Genomic DNA, 16,445 nt, shown 5'->3' with positions numbered 1-16,445 from the left:
AATAAAGAAATATCGGGTCGAGCAATTAAACCGATAACCATGCGATAGAAAATGAAGGTTTTTGTGCAAAACAAGGTGTTCTCCATCAGCAAAGAACCCCTATTCTTAAGCTAACTGTTTAAAGTAGCGTTTGTTGCAAACAATTTGCTATCTTGTAATATTCAATTTTATCAATCAAATTATAAACACTACCAAAATGAAAAAGTTACTTCTGGCCTCCATTGTGGGCCTTTTGTCCTGTTCCATGGGTTTTGGACAAGGATTTCAGTTTAAAGGGGATGACATTGACATCGATTACAAAAAATACACGCTTAAAAATGGACTTACACTTCTGGTCCACGAAGATCATAAAGCGCCCATAGCCGCTGTGAACGTTTGGTACCACGTGGGATCTAAAAATGAAAAACCGGGAAAAAGTGGATTTGCCCACCTTTTTGAGCACCTGATGTTCAACGGAAGTGAAAATTACAACACGGATTATTTTCAGGCGTTGGAAAGCATTGGAGGAACTGATCTTAATGGAACCACGAACACCGATCGGACCAACTATTTCCAGAACGTACCCGTTTCTGCCTTGGACCAAGTACTGTTTTTGGAGTCCGACCGTATGGGGCACTTATTAGGCGCCATTGACCAAGAAAAGTTGGATGAGCAACGAGGGGTTGTTCAAAATGAGAAAAGACAAGGGGAAAACCAACCATATGGTATGCAATGGGATTATTTGACCAAGGCTATGTATCCCAAAGGGCACCCGTATTCCTGGACGGTTATCGGGGAAATGGAAGATTTGAACGCCGCCTCCTTGGAAGATGTGCAAGAGTGGTTCAAATCTTACTACGGTGCTGCCAATGCCGTCGTTGCCGTGGCAGGTGATATTGATGCCGAAGAAGTGCATCAAAAAGTGATCAAATATTTTGGGGACATACCTTCCGGCCCAACAGTGGAACGCCAAGAGGTCAATATTCCCAACAAAATCTATGATTCCCGTCAAGAATACCAGGACCGTGTTCCCGAGACACGGGTTTTATTTGCATGGAACACACCGCCATTTGGGTTTAAGGAAGACCTTCATTTTGACTTGATCTCAGCCATATTGACAAGTGGGAAAAACTCAAGATTGTACCAAAAATTTATTTATCAAGACCAATCGGCCAGTGCTGCGGTCTCTTTTCAAGCATCTAGCGAAATTGCAAGTCGATTTATTACATACTTGAATGTTAAAGGGGGAGAAGACCCGGCAAAACTGGAAAGGGAACTTGAGGCGGAGATAGAGAGATTCATTAAAGAGGGGCCCACAGAGGATGAATTAAAAAGGGTAAAGGCCAATTACTTCGCTAATTTTATTAAAGGTTTGGAACGTATCGGTGGTTTTGGCGGAGTGTCGGATATTCTTGCCTCCAACCAAACGTATCACGGAGATGCATCGTACTACAAAACTAAATTGGAGTACGTGGAAGAAGCAACAACCGAAGATCTTCGGAAGACCGCTGAAAAATGGCTCACCAAAGGAAAACATATTTTGATATGTCGCCCATTCCCAGAGTATGATATTGTTGAATCTTCCGTGGACAGAAGCAAATTGCCGGAATTGGGTGCGCCGAAAAGCTCAAAATTCCCAGAATTGCAACGCATGCAACTATCCAATGGTCTTAACGTTGTGTTGGCACAGCGTAAAGGAGTGCCTACGGTAATCATCAATTTGGTTGCCGATGCGGGGTACAAAACCGATTATCTGTCCAGTCCTGGAACAGCAAATTTGGCGATGAATCTGATGGATGAGGGAACAAAGGACAAAACATCATTGGAAATAAACGAGCAACTTCAGTTGTTGGGCGCGTCCTTGAATACTTTTTCCAGTCAGGATGAATCCAATGTGTACATGAGTACCTTAAAACCAAGTCTGGATGCCAGTCTGGACCTGTTCATGGACGTGGTGCTCAACCCGGTATTCCCTGAAAAAGAGTTTGATCGCTTACAAAAGGAACAGATCAATAATATAAAACAAGAAAAGTCCCAACCCATCACCATGGCCTTGAGAGTCATGAACAAATACCTATACGGGGAAGACCACCCTTACAGCAGTCCTTACACCGGCACTGGTTATGAGGATACGGTCTCAAAGTTGACAAGGGAAGACGTGGTCGAATTTTACAACACTTGGTTCAAGCCCAACAATTCCACCTTAATTGTTACGGGAGATGTGGAGATGAGCGAGTTGAAATCCAAGTTGGAAAAAACATTGGGCAAATGGAAAAGAGGAGATGTGCCTACCATAGCATTTAACGAACCCCAGACCAATTCCCAGAATACGCTGTATTTAATGAACCGACCAGAATCCCAACAATCAGTTATTTTGGCGGGACATTTGACAGAGAAGTATGGGGATGTTAATGAAATAGCTTTGGAGCAAATGGTCAATATTCTTGGGGGTGATTTTACTTCCCGAATCAATATGAACTTGAGGGAAGATAAACACTGGTCCTACGGAGCAGGAGGGTTTGTACTGGGTTCCAAGGAAGAACGCCCATTTATTGTTTATGCACCGGTGCAAACTGATAAAACAGCGGAATCCGTTACAGAGATCAGAAAGGAAATATCGGAGTTCACTTCCACAAGGCCTGCCACCAGTGAAGAGCTGGAGAAAGTAAAGACCAATCAGGTTCTGAAACTTCCTGGTCAATGGGAAACAAATAGTTCGGTAAACAGTTCGGTAAGGAATTTGATACGGTACGACCTGCCAGACGATTACTATCAAAAATACGACCAGAACGTACGGAACCTTTCTGTGGATGATATCAGAAAAGTGAGCAACGAAGTGGTACAGCCAGAAAAGGTAAACTGGTTTATGGTAGGAGATCGAGCCGAGATCATCAACAAGTTGGATGAACTTGGTTTTGACAACATCATAGAAATCGATGCCGATGGCAATCCCAAGAAGCCAGCAGTAAAACCGATGGAAACGGATATCAAGAATTAAATAATAATGCGCCTCCCGAAAGGGAGGCTTTTTATTTTAAAAGTCAAACTTGAGCTGAACCAGCACGGACTCCTTTTTAGGCTGTTCTTTTTCCTTTTCCGTGTTGAGGTTGGCCAATGAAATACCCAATAACCTTACCGAATTTTCCAAAGAGGATTGGTATAAAAGTTCTTTAGCTGTTTCCAAAATCAAATCTTTACTGGCTATAAAATAGGGAATGGTCTTGCTTCGGGTCTGTAATGTAAAGTCACTGTACTTTATCTTCAAAGTCACTGTTTTTCCCGCAATTTTGGATTTTTGAAGTCTTCTTTCCAGTTCGTTGGCAATATTTTCCAATTTTTCCAGCATAAAGATCTCACTGCTGAGGTTCTCGGAAAATGTACGCTCTGCACCAACGGATTTGGGAATTCGATCAGGTTTTACGCTGCTCAAATGTATTCCTCGTACCACATGGTAATAATGGCTCCCACTCTTTCCAAAATGCTGGTTGAGGAACTCCAATGACTTTTCTTTTAGATTTTTACCCGTAAAAATTCCCAAACGGTACATCTTTTCGGCGGTGACCTTGCCTACCCCATAAAACTTTCGAATGTCCAAGTTTTCCAAAAATTCTAGGACTTCCTCTGGGTTTACGGTTTTCTGTCCGTTGGGTTTGTTGTAATCACTGGCGACCTTGGCTATAAATTTGTTTATGGATATTCCAGCAGATGCGGTCAAACCTGTTTTATCAAAAATTTTTTGACGGATTTCTTTTGCAATCAAAGTTGCTGAAGGATTTCCCTTTTTGTTTTCCGTCACATCCAAATAGGCCTCGTCCAAGGAAAGGGGTTCCACTAGGTCAGTGTATTCAAAAAAAATACTCCGAATCTGCATAGATACTTCCTTGTAACGGTCAAAGCGGGGCTTCACAAATATGAGATCGGGACAATTTCTACGCGCAATGGCACCGGCCATGGCACTTCGCACCCCAAATTTTCGTGCCTCGTAGCTTGCAGCGGAGACCACACCACGTTTAGAACCTCCCCCGACTGCAATTGGTTTTCCCATGAGTTCTGGATTATCATGCTGTTCCACGGATGCGTAAAAGGCATCCATATCTACATGAATAATTTTTCTTAAGGGAAAATCAAAGTCCATTTTCAAATTTAGGGTATATTTAGTTTGATGGAACATTTGGAAATAGAACGAAAGTTTTTGGTCAAGTCGGATGGGTATAAACAAAAAGCTACATCCAAGATTCGGATCGTACAGGGATTCTTGAATACGGACCCGGACAGAACCGTGAGGGTTAGAATAAAAGGTGACCAGGGCTTTTTGACGGTTAAAGGAGCTAGTAACGAATCAGGGACCACACGATTTGAATGGGAGACCGAAATCAGTTCCTCCGAAGCAACGAATTTGATCGATCTATGTGAGGCAGGAATTTTGGAGAAAATGCGATTTGAAGTGCCTTTTGGTAATCATTTATTCGAAGTGGACGAGTTTTTGGGCGAAAACAAAGGACTTGTTTTGGCAGAAGTAGAACTCAAACACGAAGAAGAACGCTTTGAGAAACCGGAATGGCTGGGTGAGGAAGTTACAGGACAAGTACAATATTATAATTCGCAGTTAAGCTTAAAACCGTTTAATAAATGGTAGATAAAATAGTTAAAACAAAATGGACGATCAATATATTGATATTGGTGTCCGCATGTTTGGCCATTTACTTTGGGATGTATAATGAAGGGAACCTTTTTAAGATATTCAAGCCATTGACAACGATTTTGGTAATCGCTTTACTGTTTTTTACTCCAAAAAAGAGCCATGTTCAATTAGGTCGAATGGTCACCATTGCCTTGGTCTTCTGTTTACTCGGCGATATACTATTGCTTTTTAAGGAATACTTTTTACTGGGTCTTGTGGCGTTTTTAGTGGCTCATGTCCTATTTGCCGTATCATTTGTCCTTTATAAAGGATTTTACAAGAACTGGGTTTCCTTTCTGCTTCTCTTTGGTATAGCCGGAGCATTGTTTTTTTGGCTAAGCCCAGGGTTGGGAGATTTGCTGCTACCCGTTTTCATTTATGTGTTGGTCATCACGTTTATGGCATGGCAAGGAGTGGGTCTTTACTTTAGAGAAATGAACAATGCGCATGCTTGGATGGCAATGGGTGTATTGTTCTTTATGTTTTCAGATACTTTGTTGGCGATTGCTAAATTTAAAACTCCGTTTTACCTATCGGGTGCATTGATTTTGGCCACGTATTGGATGAGTATCTCGTTTATTGCCAATGCAACGAAGGGTATAATCTTGTCTGGCGACCAATAAAAATATCAATCCAACTTCTTATCTAAAGCCAAAATGGAATGTAAAAGCACATTGGCACCATTGGCCATGTCTTCTGCGGATGTAAATTCTTTGGGCGAGTGACTGATTCCTCCTTTGCTCGGGACAAAAATCATCCCCACCGGGGCAAATCTTGATATATCCTGTGTGTCATGGCCTGCACCACTTGGCATATACTGATAGCTTAGCCCTAAGGATTTAGCGGAAGATTCTATTTCTTTTTGGATACTGTTATCCGTTAAGGCTGGTTCCGCAGTGGTGTCCAAGGGCAAGAATTCTACCGAAACGTTGGAAGCTTTGGCTATCTCCTCTGTTTTTTGCTTAATAGCTTGATATACATTTTGAATTACTTCTGAAGAGAGGTCGCGAATTTCCAGACTGGCGGTTACCTTTCCTGGTATTACGTTGGGTGCTCCCGGCTCTGCCTTGATTCGACCTACGGTGCCGACCTGGGTTCCTTCGAAACTATTGGTAATCTCGTTTACCGCTACGATATATTTGGCAGCAGCCAATAGGGCATCTTGTCTGGCGTCCATGGGAGTGGTTCCTGCATGGTTAGCAAATCCAGTGAATACAACGTCCCACCAATTAAGGCCAACAATGCCTTCCACAATGCCGATGTCCAGGTTTTCTTTTTCAAGTTTACCGCCCTGTTCAATATGAAGCTCCAAGAACGCGGCTAAGCTGCCTTTTTCTCGTTTGGCTTCTTTGAGCTTTGTGGTATCTCCACCAATCCTCATGATTCCTTCACCCATGGAGTAACCAGTGGAATTGATCACACCAAGTGCCGATCTGCCCAGATTTCCTGCCATGGCCCTGCTTCCCATAACACCGCCTTCTTCGTTCGGGAAAATAATAACTTCCAAGGGGTGATTTGTTTTGATGTTGTTCTCGTTCAGTGTTTCAATAACTTCCAAAGCAGCCATGGAACCTACGCAGCCATCATAATTTCCGCCATTGGGAACGCGGTCAATATGGGAGCCAAAAGCAATAGGGTTTTTGGATACATCGGTTCCCTTTCTGGTTCCGATAATGTTTCCTGCGGCATCGACCTTTACTTCCATGCCAAAATCCTTTAAGGTTTTAATGACCCAGTTTCGGGCTTCGATATCTGCATCGCTAAAAGCGACCCGCTCTGTTTCACCGTTCTCCTGAAGGCCGAATTCGGCAAGGTCAAATATCCTGTCTTCAAGGCGGGCTTGATTTACTTGAATGTCAGCTTGTTGGGCCGATAGACTTCCAATAAAAAATAGGAAAAGAACGATGTTGAGGGATTGTTTCATGATTACCTAGTTTCTTTAAAAATAGGGATTTTGAACTAACTTTTCTTACGAATGCTAGGCAGCTTTTTCCGCAGCAGCAGAATTTATTTCATGAGGGGTCAATTTTTGCTCCGACCACTTTTTTTTGCTGACCCCGCTGATCAAAGGAATAGCAAACCCAACTGCCAAGAGCACAATTGCTACCAAGAAAATATGTAAGGGATTTACAAAGAAAGAACCGCTATTGAGTGTTGCTAAGATCAACATAGTGGACAATGGGAACGAAAGAGCCAGTATAGCCACGCCAAAATCACTGCTGAATGTTCTCTTCTTGGATTTTTTGTCCATTTCCATACTATCGACAGCTGCTATATGAGCGTACGGCCAAAAACTACATGCACTTAAACCAAAGGCCATTGTGAGCAATATTTCATTTCGGGCCTCAACACCTGCAACGGTTACAAAAATGCCCGAAATCAGTAAAACCAAGGCAGCACGGGTACACAGCAAAGAAAAAATCTGGAAGAACTGTTTCCTTTTGATTTTTACGGCCAATCCTATGAACAACAGTACTAAAGGTGTCATGATCAAGCTAAGTTTCTCCAGGGTCTCGCTCATAAAAAATGGAAGCGAATCCATGCTGAGACCAAAGGCCAACAACACCAAAGCTGCTCCAATAAATACATTTACAGGCTCAGAAATCATGGCCTTGATCAAGGGCTTTAATTTGGTTCCACCATTTTTCTTTTCGCTGGATTGTAGGCTATAATGCCAGTTCATGGCCACTAAGTATAAAAAGAAGAGCACAAAAACCTTGTTTCCTAAATCCGACATGGCAGCTTTGGCCAGAAAGTCTTCCCCTAAAAATTCCAATATAAATGGAAAGGAAGACAGTCCGGGAGCTAATGAAGGTACTAGTAATTTGGCCGTTCTATACTCCGAGGTTCCTTTGCCAACACCCATGAGGGGCAATATAAAGGGCATGGCAAAAAACAATAATAGGTTAAGCCCAAGGGCCAAAAAGGGCAATATCAACAGATGTAATTCCACCTTTATGCCGAGCAGCGCAATAAATATGGTTGCTGGCAATGCTAGGTTAAGAATCACCTTTTTTATTCCAGTGATCTCCTCCTTGGACTTAAACTTTACTTTGAGTAAAATTCCAATGAAGATGAAAAAAAGAAATACAATGGTTTTTTGAATACCTACATCCACTATACCAACACTTTATTGAGTGCGGCGGTAAATGTTTTCATTTCGTCCATGGTTCCCATACTGACACGGCACCAGTTTTGGTCCATAAATTGGAAAGCACGAACCCCCACCTTTAACTCAGTCATTTGCTCTAAAAATGCTCTACCCTCCATTTCGATAGGGAATATGATAAAACTTGTTGAAGAGGGCACATAAGAAGTTATACCCATTTTCTCTAGGCTGTTGTACACGTATTCTCGGCACTCGGCATTTAGGTTACGGGATTTTTCAATGAACGCATCATCATCCATGGCAGCTATAGCAGCGTAAACCGATGGCAAGGTAATTCCCATACCGCCACGTGTAATTTTTTGTAGCCTTCCCAAAGTCTCTTCAAGGGCAACAATATATCCGACACGAAGTCCGGCCATACCGTGAATTTTGGAGAAGGTTCTCGCGATGATTACATCTTTGCCTTCATTTACCAAAGAAACCATACTTTTTTTGGCTCCTTCGTCCAAGAACCATAAATAGGCTTCGTCCACAAATACGGGAACTTTTTCTGACACTCTAGAGCAGAAGTCGACCAATTCTTCATGATCGGTCATAGAGCCCGTTGGGTTGTTGGGGTTACATATATAAACCAATTTGGTTTCATCATCAATGGCCTCTTCCATAGCTTTAAGGTCGTGCGACCAATCATCTTTCAATGGAACAGGCTTCCAAGTTGCACCAACAGATTCAGCCACTTGTATAAGTGACATATAAGCTGGGTCTGCAGAAACCACATTACCTCCGTTCATAAAGAAAACCATGGCCGTTTTTTCCAATAAATCGGAAGAACCGGGTCCCATCATTACGTTTTTACTCTCAACGCCTTCAAAATCTGCAATTTTATCTACCAGTTGAAACAACTCTTTCCATGCATATCTGTTTCCTCCAGCAGCTGAATTTTTGAAAGCCTCTAAGGCCATAGGTGAAGGACCGTATGGGTTTTCGTTGGCATTCAATTTTGCCGCCAATTCTGGAAGTGCGTCTTCAGGTTTTGGCAAGTATTCCTTAAAGAACGGACTGTAAACTGCATTTCCTTGGGAATCCAAGGTTAATGGAGCCTTTGGTTTTTCGGCTAATCCGATATAAGGCAATGCCATTGCACCACCTGCGGTGAGCATACTTTTTCTGATCCAATCACGTCTGTTGATGTTAGTTTTAGTTCCCATTGGTTTATTAGTTTTTAGAAGAAATTAAAACTACGCGATCATTTTGCTAAAAACAACACTAAAAACGTAAAAATCAGGCTTTTATAAACGAATTTATTAAAATTGAAGGGGTTTCTTTAAAAAATTGTTAGTTGGGACTACTATTGAAGGGGGCTTTTTTTAAGATATTCCAATGTGAGAATGCCCCTTAGGTTGTTGATAATGATATGGTCTAGCAATTCGTGGATACTGTATTCAAGGAATAAATCGGCCTTTGAATACACGGTTTCTTCCATTCTGGCCAAAAAAAGTGAACAAACCAGTTCCACTTTTACATTTTTTCTTACTTGTCCCAAGCCTTGTGCTTTTTTTAATAGTGGACATACAACATCCCAAACAATGTCATTCTTTAGCTGGGAATAAATTTTATAAGCGGTGGGGTAATACTTGTTGAGTCCATGAAGAAAGGAGGGGTTGATCTCCTGAAAAGTGATCAACCCCTGTTTGTAAATGTATATTATTGTGGTAAGAGGCTGCTCCTCATTGGGATTGATGAGCATGTAATCGTCAATATTGCCTTTGATCTTACCAAAATAATGGGTCAAACTTTCCTTGACCAATTCTTCTTTGCTGCTAAAATGCTTGTAGAGTGTTTTTTTGGAGATACCGAGGTTCTTGGCCAATTCGTCCATGGAGAACCGTTTGCTTCCAAATTTAGTGAAGTTCTCTAGAGCATAGGCCAATATATCGTTTTTACTCTCTGCCATTTTTTACTTCCAGCCTCCGCCCAATGCTCTATACAATTCTATGATGGCTCTCAGTTGCCTGTATTGGGAATCTACATGGTTCAGTTCGGAATTCAATGCATTCTGTCGAGCGGTCAGCACTTCCAAATAGTTCGCCAAGCCATTGTTCAGTAATTCTTCTGAATATTCTTCCGCTGTGGCATATGCTTGTAGTTCTTTGGAACGGGCCTCCAACTTCTGGGTTTCGGCGTCATAGGTGTAAAGCGCATCACTTACTTCCCTGCCGGCGGTGAGCAAGGCTTGTTTATAGTTCAGTAAGGCTTGCTGCTGCTGGGCTTTGGCGACTTCCATTTGCGTACGAAGTTGTCTACCGTTAAAAATGGGTTGGGTCAAGGATCCCACTAAACTGGAAAATAGTGAACTGGCATCCAACCAATTGTCCAGTTCCAAACTTTGAAAGCCTCCTGCTGCCGACAACCTCAATGAAGGGTACAAACTGCTTTTGGCGACGTTGGTTAATTCAAAAGCATTGATAAGACCATATTCTGCTTGCATCACATCTGGACGGTTCGCCAACAACAAATAAGGAACACCCGTGCGCAATTCAGTGTCAATGGCCTGATTGTCCAAACTACCACGTTGAATTTTCTGTGGTGCTTCACCCAATAGAATACTAAAGGCATTTTCCAACAGCTTGATGTTGTTCTCAAGGTCGATCACTATAATTTCCGTGCTATGTACTTGGGCTTCCGTTTGTTTTACGGCGACTTCGGTAACCTGGCCAGCATCTTTTAGTGCTATGGTGGTCTCCAAACTGTTTTTTCTGGCTTCCAAGGTTTGTTTGGATACTTCTAACTGTTTGTCCAAAGCCAACAATTGATAGTAGGTAGAGGCAATGTTGGCGATCAAGTTGGTTTTTACCGCTTGATGTGCCGAAACACTCTGCAAATATGAAGCACTAAAGGCGCGCTTATTACTTCTGATCTTGCCCCAAACATCTGCTTCCCACGATAGGCTTCCGGACAATTCATATTGTTCCAGGGCACTGGTAAAAAAGCTACCAAACTGACTGTTTCGGGAGTTTTTGGTCCTTGTAAAACTGGCCGTGCCTGAAAGAGTTGGGAAGTAACCAGCCTTACCTTGTTTTACATAAGCTTCGGCTGCCACAACATTTTGTAGCGCAATCCGGATGTCTATGTTGTTCTCCAGGCCTTGCTCAATGTAGGACTTTAGTTGCTCGTCGTTGAACAGGTCCCGCCAAGAGATATCGGCGATTGAAACGCTGTCTTGTGGCAAATTGTCGGTCCGGTATAGATTTTCTGTCTCTACTTCTGGTCTTGAGTAGTTTTTGGCCACAAAACAAGATTGCAACAACAGTGGCGCTGTAAGTACCAAGAGCAGTTTATATGTGGATTTTATTTTCATGGATGATGTACGTTGTTCGATCAAAGGATAATTAGGCATTGTCAATATGTTGAAGTTTTTCGGGCTTGCCGGAAATACGTTCCTGCAATGCCTGGAACACTACAAATAGCACGGGAATAATAAATACACCCAAGATGGTTCCCACTAGCATTCCGCCCACCGCACTCACGCCGATGGAACGGTTTCCGATGGCGCCTATCCCAGAAGAAAGCGCCAATGGCAACAGACCGAATATGAATGCGAAGGATGTCATTAAAATGGGACGGAGCCTTGCGCGCGCACCATCTGCAGCTGCATCAAACAACGATAAGCCTGCCCGTCTACGTTGTAATGCAAACTCCACGATCAAAATGGCATTTTTGGCCAACAGACCAATCAACATGATCAAGGCAATCTGGAAGTAAATATTGTTCTGCAAGCCAGCTACATTGATAAAAAGAATGGCTCCTGCGATACCAAAAGGTAAAGAGAACAATATGGAAAGAGGTAAAATATAGCTTTCATATTGTGCGCTCAAGAGAAAGTAAACGAATACCAAGCTCAAAATAAAAATGAGTATGGTCTGCGAACCTGCATTGCTTTCTTCCCTTGTCAATCCAGAATAATCGTAGGTATAGGAGTTTGGCAGTACTTGTGCTGCCACTTCCTCAATGGCCATAATCGCATCTCCAGTACTATAGCCTGGATTTGGCACCCCTGTTATTTTTACGGAACTCAACAGGTTGAATCGTTGTACCAGTTCTGGTCCGTAGATTTTCTTAAGGTCCACAAACTGACTCACCGCAACAGATTCCCCATTGGTGTTTCTAACAAAAATGTGGTTCAAAGAGTTTTCATTGGCACGGTCTTCAGGTTTAGCCTGAATCATTACACGGTATTGCTTACCAAACTTATTGAAGTCGGTCGCATAAATACCTCCATAATAACCTTGGAGCGCATTAAAAATATCGGTCGCTGTCAGCCCGGCCATTTTCACTTTTTCCATATCGATGTCCAAGTTGTACTGAGGGAAACCTGGATCGAACTGGGAAATGGCGTATTGGACTTCGGGCCTAGCATTCAAAGCTCCCAAAAACTGATTCTTCACATCATTGATGGAGTTCCAGTCTTCACCAGTCTTGCTCTGAAGCTGTACTTCAAAACCGGAACTGGTACCAAACCCTTGTATACTCGGAGGGGTAAAGTAGATGATCTCCGCATCATTGAAACCCGATGTTATTCCGTACAATCGTTGCATGGTGGCGTCCACCGATAAGGAATCCGCATCCCTCTCACTCCAGTCCTTCAATTTCATAATTGAGAATGCGTAGGACCCTGCACTTACACGGCTCAATAAACTAAACCCGGCTACGCTCATTCTTGCATCGATAATATCCATGGACTCATAGATGGAATCCAATTTCATAATGGTTTCCTCGGTTTTTTCAATGGTAGTGCCCGGGGGCATGCTCACGTTTACAAAGATCATCCCGCGATCCTCATCTGGCACAAAACCGGAAGGCGTGGAACGGAACAAGAAAATGGCCAATGCACTAAAGCCCAATAGCAGGGCAAGCGTAATCCATTTACGCTTCACCAAAGTGCCAATGGAATTCGTGTATTTATTGGTGATTGCCGTAAAACCAGTATTAAATGCCCTGAAGAAACGCGCTAATACATTTGACTTTTTGCCTTTTTCATGGTCATGAGGTTTTAAGAACAATGCCGCCAAAGCGGGACTTAACGTTAAAGCGTTCACGGCAGAAATCAAAATGGCCACCGCCAAGGTAATACCAAACTGTTGGTAGAACACTCCAGAGGAACCTTGAATAAAGGAAACAGGAATAAATACTGCTGACATAACCAAGGTAATGGAGATAATGGCTCCCGAAATTTCGCTCATCGCATTCTTAGTGGCGGTTTTTGCCGAATCGGCTCCATCTTCCAGTTTGGCATGGACAGCTTCGACCACCACGATGGCATCATCTACCACAATACCAATGGCCAAGATCATGGCGAAAAGTGTTAACATGTTGATGGAGTAGCCGAACAATTGCAGGAAGAAAAAAGTACCTACAATGGCCACGGGTACCGCAATAGCTGGAATTAGAGTGGACCTGAAATCCTGAAGGAACAGGAATACCACAATAAATACCAGGATAAATGCCTCAATCAAGGTTTGCACCACATGATCTATGGAAGCATCCAAGAAATCTTTGGAGTTGAACGGAATTACATAATCCAATCCCGTTGGGAAATCTGCTTTTGATTCCTCTAAAATGGTTTCAATCTCGTCGATGATATCCCTTGCATTGGAACCAGAGGTTTGGAAAACCCCCACAGCAACACCGGGGTTTCCCATACCAGAGTTCTTCCTAACGTAGCTCAGTGCGCCGAGTTCGATTTCAGCTACATCTTTTAGGCGAAGAAAACCACCATCATCCGTAGTTTTAAGAATAATGTTCTCGTATTCCTTTACTTCGGACAAACGTCCTTTGTATTTCATGACATATTCAAAAATGCCATCAGCGTTCTCCCCTATTTTGCCTGTGGCAGCTTCCCTGTTCTGTTCCCGTAGAGCTGCCTGAATATCCGCAGGGACTAAGTCATAGGCCGCCATTTTATCGGGAGAGATCCAGATACGCATGGAATAATCCTTGGAGCCGAATACATTTACGTTACCAACCCCTTTGATTCGTTGTAATTGGGGAACCAGGTTGATTTTAGCATAGTTTTCCACAAAGGTGGCATCATAATCCTCATTTTCGGAGAAAATGGAGAAGTACAAAAGAGCACTGTTCTGTGCTTTCTGGGTGGTAACCCCGGTGTTTATAACTTCTTGTGGCAACAAGCTATTGGCCCTTGCCACCCGGTTCTGAACGTTTACCGCTGCAATATCGGGATCAACACCAAGTTCAAAAAACACACTGATGTTGGCCGTACCATCGTTACTGGCCGATGAGGTCATGTAGGTCATGCCCTCCACACCATTAATTTGTTCTTCCAGCGGAATAACCACACTTTTTAGTACTGTTTCTGCATTGGCGCCGGTATAATTGGCGTTTACCTGTACCGTTGGTGGTGCAATTTCTGGATATTGTTCTACGGGTAATGTACTAAGCCCAAGAATACCCAAGATCACAATGATCACGGATACTACTGTGGAGAGCACAGGACGATCTATAAATTTTTGGAACATATATAATTTGTTCTATAAATGATTGATGGCAATTATTGTTTTACTGGATTGATGGTCTGTCCATCTTTCAGTTTGGATACACCTTCGGTAACAATGGTGCGCCCTTCCTGCAAACCTTCCTCTACGATGAATTCCTTATCAGTTTGGGCCACGATGCTCAAGGGAAGTGTTTTTACCGTATTGTCATTATTCAGCAGATACACCATTTTGGTACCTTGCAGATCCACGGTTACAAATTGCGGGATGACAAAAACATCTTTATAGGTGGATGGAACCTTAATGGTTCCCGTACTTCCCGAACTCAATAATAAATTAGGATTGTCAAAATCCGCCCTGAGGGTTACGCTTCCCGTTGTTGGGTTGATGATGTTGTTCACCATCGCGATTTTTCCTTTTTGCGGATAGGTTTCGCCATTGATCATCACCAATTCCACTTCGGGTGTATTCTTTGCCGAAACTGTTGAGCCATCTTCGGTCATCTCACTTTTCATTTCCAAGAGTTCCTTTTCGGTCATTGAAAAATAGGCGCGGATACCACTTATATCTGAAACCATGGTCAATGGTTCACCCATGGTACTGCTGACCAAAGCCCCAACTTTATATGGAATCTCACCGATATATCCATTTACCGGGCTAACAATGTTGGAGTACCCAATGTTCGCCGTAATACTGCTATAGTTGCTTTTGGCCTGTTCCAATTGCGCTTTGGCAGTTTCCAATTGTACTTCGCTGATAATGTTTTTTTCGACAAGCGGAACCAGTTTGTTCACTTCTACTTGGGCAACATTAACTGCGGCCTTGGCTGCTTCCGCATCTTGAGAAAGCGTCTGTGTTTCCAGTTTGAACAATAACTGTCCTTTCGTTACTTGTTGTCCTTCTTCCACATAAATGTTTTGAACAAAGCCCGAAACTTTGGGCCATATTTCCACATTCTGTTTGCCTTGAATATTAGTGGAATAGGAGTTGTATATAGTGATGTCCTGCTTTTCCAAAGTAGTTACTTTGAGCGAAGGGGTTTGGGAACCTGTTGCCGCTTGCTGCTGATTTTTGCCCCCACAGGACATGACCAAAAGTGCGCTTGTTGATATTAATATTGATTTGATTGTTTTCATGTACGAACTTACTTTGTTACGTTTATGGTTGTTGGAGTGATTACTCTTTTAAAATTGACTCTAGTTTTTTGATTGATTTTTTTAACATCTTCTCGTTCTCGTTGACGTAGTCCAAGTAAACTTGGGTTCTTTCCTGTCCTTCCTCATACTTTTTTGGACTGTAATTTTTATGATACCCCATGACCAAGGTGATAATGTGCTTTTCGCTTTCAAGACGGTTCAGGTTCTCTTGGAGCTTGGAAAGGAAGAAGGTTTTCTTCTTTGCCGTTTTAAAATATCTTCTCCTATCGCCGGGCTTGGTGAAATAGGTAATTACACCCATATTCAACAATAGATTCAAAGAGGTAGAGGTAGAGCTTTTGCTTGCCCCTCTTTTTTCCAAGCAATCCTCAAAGGTGAGTCCGTCCTGGTCCGTTAAGATTAAAATGGCATAAATACGGGCCGCCAATGGTGGCAGGTTGTGCTCCTGTTCCAAATGTACCCCTAATGTTTCAACAATTTCTTCCTTCGTATATTCCATGCAATGGATTTTTGAAGCAACAAATTTATAATTGGTTCGGAACAAACCGAACCAACAAGGACTAAAATTTTGTTAAAAGAATGTTTCGTTCGGATAAATATCCATCAACCCTCGGAAAGAACCCCTTCTTTTTCTATAATGGGGATGGTGGTAAGGCGATTTTCCGTAATGGAGTGTTTAGGAAATAGAAACCTTTTTTCAAAGAGCTTGTTTTCGGCAAAAAAGGTAACAAAGAATTCATTGTTGAGCGCCAATACCTCCTCTTGAATAAATTCAATTTTTTTAAAGGACTTTGGTTCGACAACGCCAATGCCATGTCGCATGGTCGAGGTTTTTTTGTCATCATCAAAACCTTTGGAAACTACAATGGTCATTTCAATGGCATCCGCTCGGTTGTTGATGAGATAGGCATTCCAATCTTTGGATAGAAATTCATCGTTCCATTCGCGAATTATCGCAATGTGTACATCCTTGGCAACGGGAATTTCAATATCCTTTTTCATGAGAT

Annotated in this window: 13 protein-coding genes; 3 read left to right on the top strand and 10 right to left on the bottom strand. The window is 42.5% G+C overall.

The features are described from left to right. Positions 1-196: 196 nt before the first annotated feature. Positions 197-2,977: a M16 family metallopeptidase gene (locus J0X13_RS09515; protein ID WP_207071205.1), complete on the top strand. Its 2,781-nt coding sequence runs from the start codon at positions 197-199 to the stop codon at positions 2,975-2,977. A gap of 36 nt (positions 2,978-3,013) precedes the next feature. Here J0X13_RS09515 and dinB read toward each other — a convergent pair whose 3' ends face one another. Then, entirely contained in the window at positions 3,014-4,114 is a 1,101-nt protein-coding gene (gene dinB / locus J0X13_RS09510) for a DNA polymerase IV (protein WP_207071204.1), read from the bottom strand. Positions 4,115-4,141: 27 nt separating this feature from the next. On the opposite strand from dinB, the gene J0X13_RS09505 reads away from it, so the two are divergent. Both J0X13_RS09505 and J0X13_RS09500 read left to right on the top strand, forming a co-directional pair. Then, positions 4,142-4,615, top strand: coding sequence for a CYTH domain-containing protein (locus J0X13_RS09505; RefSeq protein WP_207071203.1), 474 nt, complete (start codon positions 4,142-4,144; stop codon positions 4,613-4,615). Next, the gene (locus J0X13_RS09500; RefSeq protein ID WP_207071202.1) at positions 4,609-5,283 is read left to right on the top strand and encodes a lysoplasmalogenase; all 675 of its coding nucleotides are present in this window, start codon (positions 4,609-4,611) and stop codon (positions 5,281-5,283) included. Before J0X13_RS09505 ends, J0X13_RS09500 begins: the two co-directional genes overlap by 7 nt. Positions 5,284-5,288: 5 nt before the next feature. On the opposite strand, the gene J0X13_RS09495 is transcribed toward J0X13_RS09500, so the two are convergent. The 9 genes from J0X13_RS09495 to J0X13_RS09455 all read right to left on the bottom strand — a co-directional run bounded on the left by J0X13_RS09495 (position 5,289) and on the right by J0X13_RS09455 (position 16,440). Then, a complete protein-coding gene (locus tag J0X13_RS09495) occupies positions 5,289-6,584 on the bottom strand; it encodes a Zn-dependent hydrolase (protein WP_207071201.1) in 1,296 nt (431 codons plus the stop codon). Between the two features lie 54 nt (positions 6,585-6,638). Then, positions 6,639-7,778 (bottom strand): AEC family transporter, encoded by a 1,140-nt coding sequence (locus J0X13_RS09490; RefSeq protein ID WP_207071200.1) that lies wholly within the window; start codon positions 7,776-7,778, stop codon positions 6,639-6,641. Beyond that, positions 7,778-8,977: a pyridoxal phosphate-dependent aminotransferase gene (locus tag J0X13_RS09485; RefSeq protein ID WP_207028414.1), complete on the bottom strand. Its 1,200-nt coding sequence runs from the start codon at positions 8,975-8,977 to the stop codon at positions 7,778-7,780. Before J0X13_RS09485 ends, J0X13_RS09490 begins: the two co-directional genes overlap by 1 nt. Positions 8,978-9,117: 140 nt before the next feature. Further along, positions 9,118-9,723, bottom strand: a complete 606-nt coding sequence (locus J0X13_RS09480; protein WP_207071199.1) for a TetR/AcrR family transcriptional regulator — start codon at positions 9,721-9,723, stop codon at positions 9,118-9,120. A gap of 3 nt (positions 9,724-9,726) precedes the next feature. Further along, the gene (locus J0X13_RS09475) at positions 9,727-11,127 is read right to left on the bottom strand and encodes an efflux transporter outer membrane subunit (RefSeq protein ID WP_207071451.1); all 1,401 of its coding nucleotides are present in this window, start codon (positions 11,125-11,127) and stop codon (positions 9,727-9,729) included. Positions 11,128-11,158: 31 nt separating this feature from the next. Continuing rightward, positions 11,159-14,305: an efflux RND transporter permease subunit gene (locus J0X13_RS09470; RefSeq protein ID WP_207071198.1), complete on the bottom strand. Its 3,147-nt coding sequence runs from the start codon at positions 14,303-14,305 to the stop codon at positions 11,159-11,161. 32 nt (positions 14,306-14,337) lie between these two features. Then, positions 14,338-15,417: an efflux RND transporter periplasmic adaptor subunit gene (locus J0X13_RS09465; RefSeq protein ID WP_207071197.1), complete on the bottom strand. Its 1,080-nt coding sequence runs from the start codon at positions 15,415-15,417 to the stop codon at positions 14,338-14,340. 40 nt (positions 15,418-15,457) lie between these two features. Continuing rightward, entirely contained in the window at positions 15,458-15,937 is a 480-nt protein-coding gene (locus J0X13_RS09460; RefSeq protein WP_207071196.1) for a GbsR/MarR family transcriptional regulator, read from the bottom strand. A 104-nt stretch (positions 15,938-16,041) separates the two neighbouring features. Continuing rightward, positions 16,042-16,440 (bottom strand): hypothetical protein, encoded by a 399-nt coding sequence (locus J0X13_RS09455; RefSeq protein WP_207071195.1) that lies wholly within the window; start codon positions 16,438-16,440, stop codon positions 16,042-16,044. Positions 16,441-16,445: the final 5 nt, after the last annotated feature.

This window comes from [Muricauda] lutisoli (nom. illeg.), from assembly GCF_017313105.1.
GTDB lineage: Bacteria > Bacteroidota > Bacteroidia > Flavobacteriales > Flavobacteriaceae > Flagellimonas > Flagellimonas lutisoli.
This window is presented reverse-complemented; position numbering and strand designations above follow the sequence as displayed.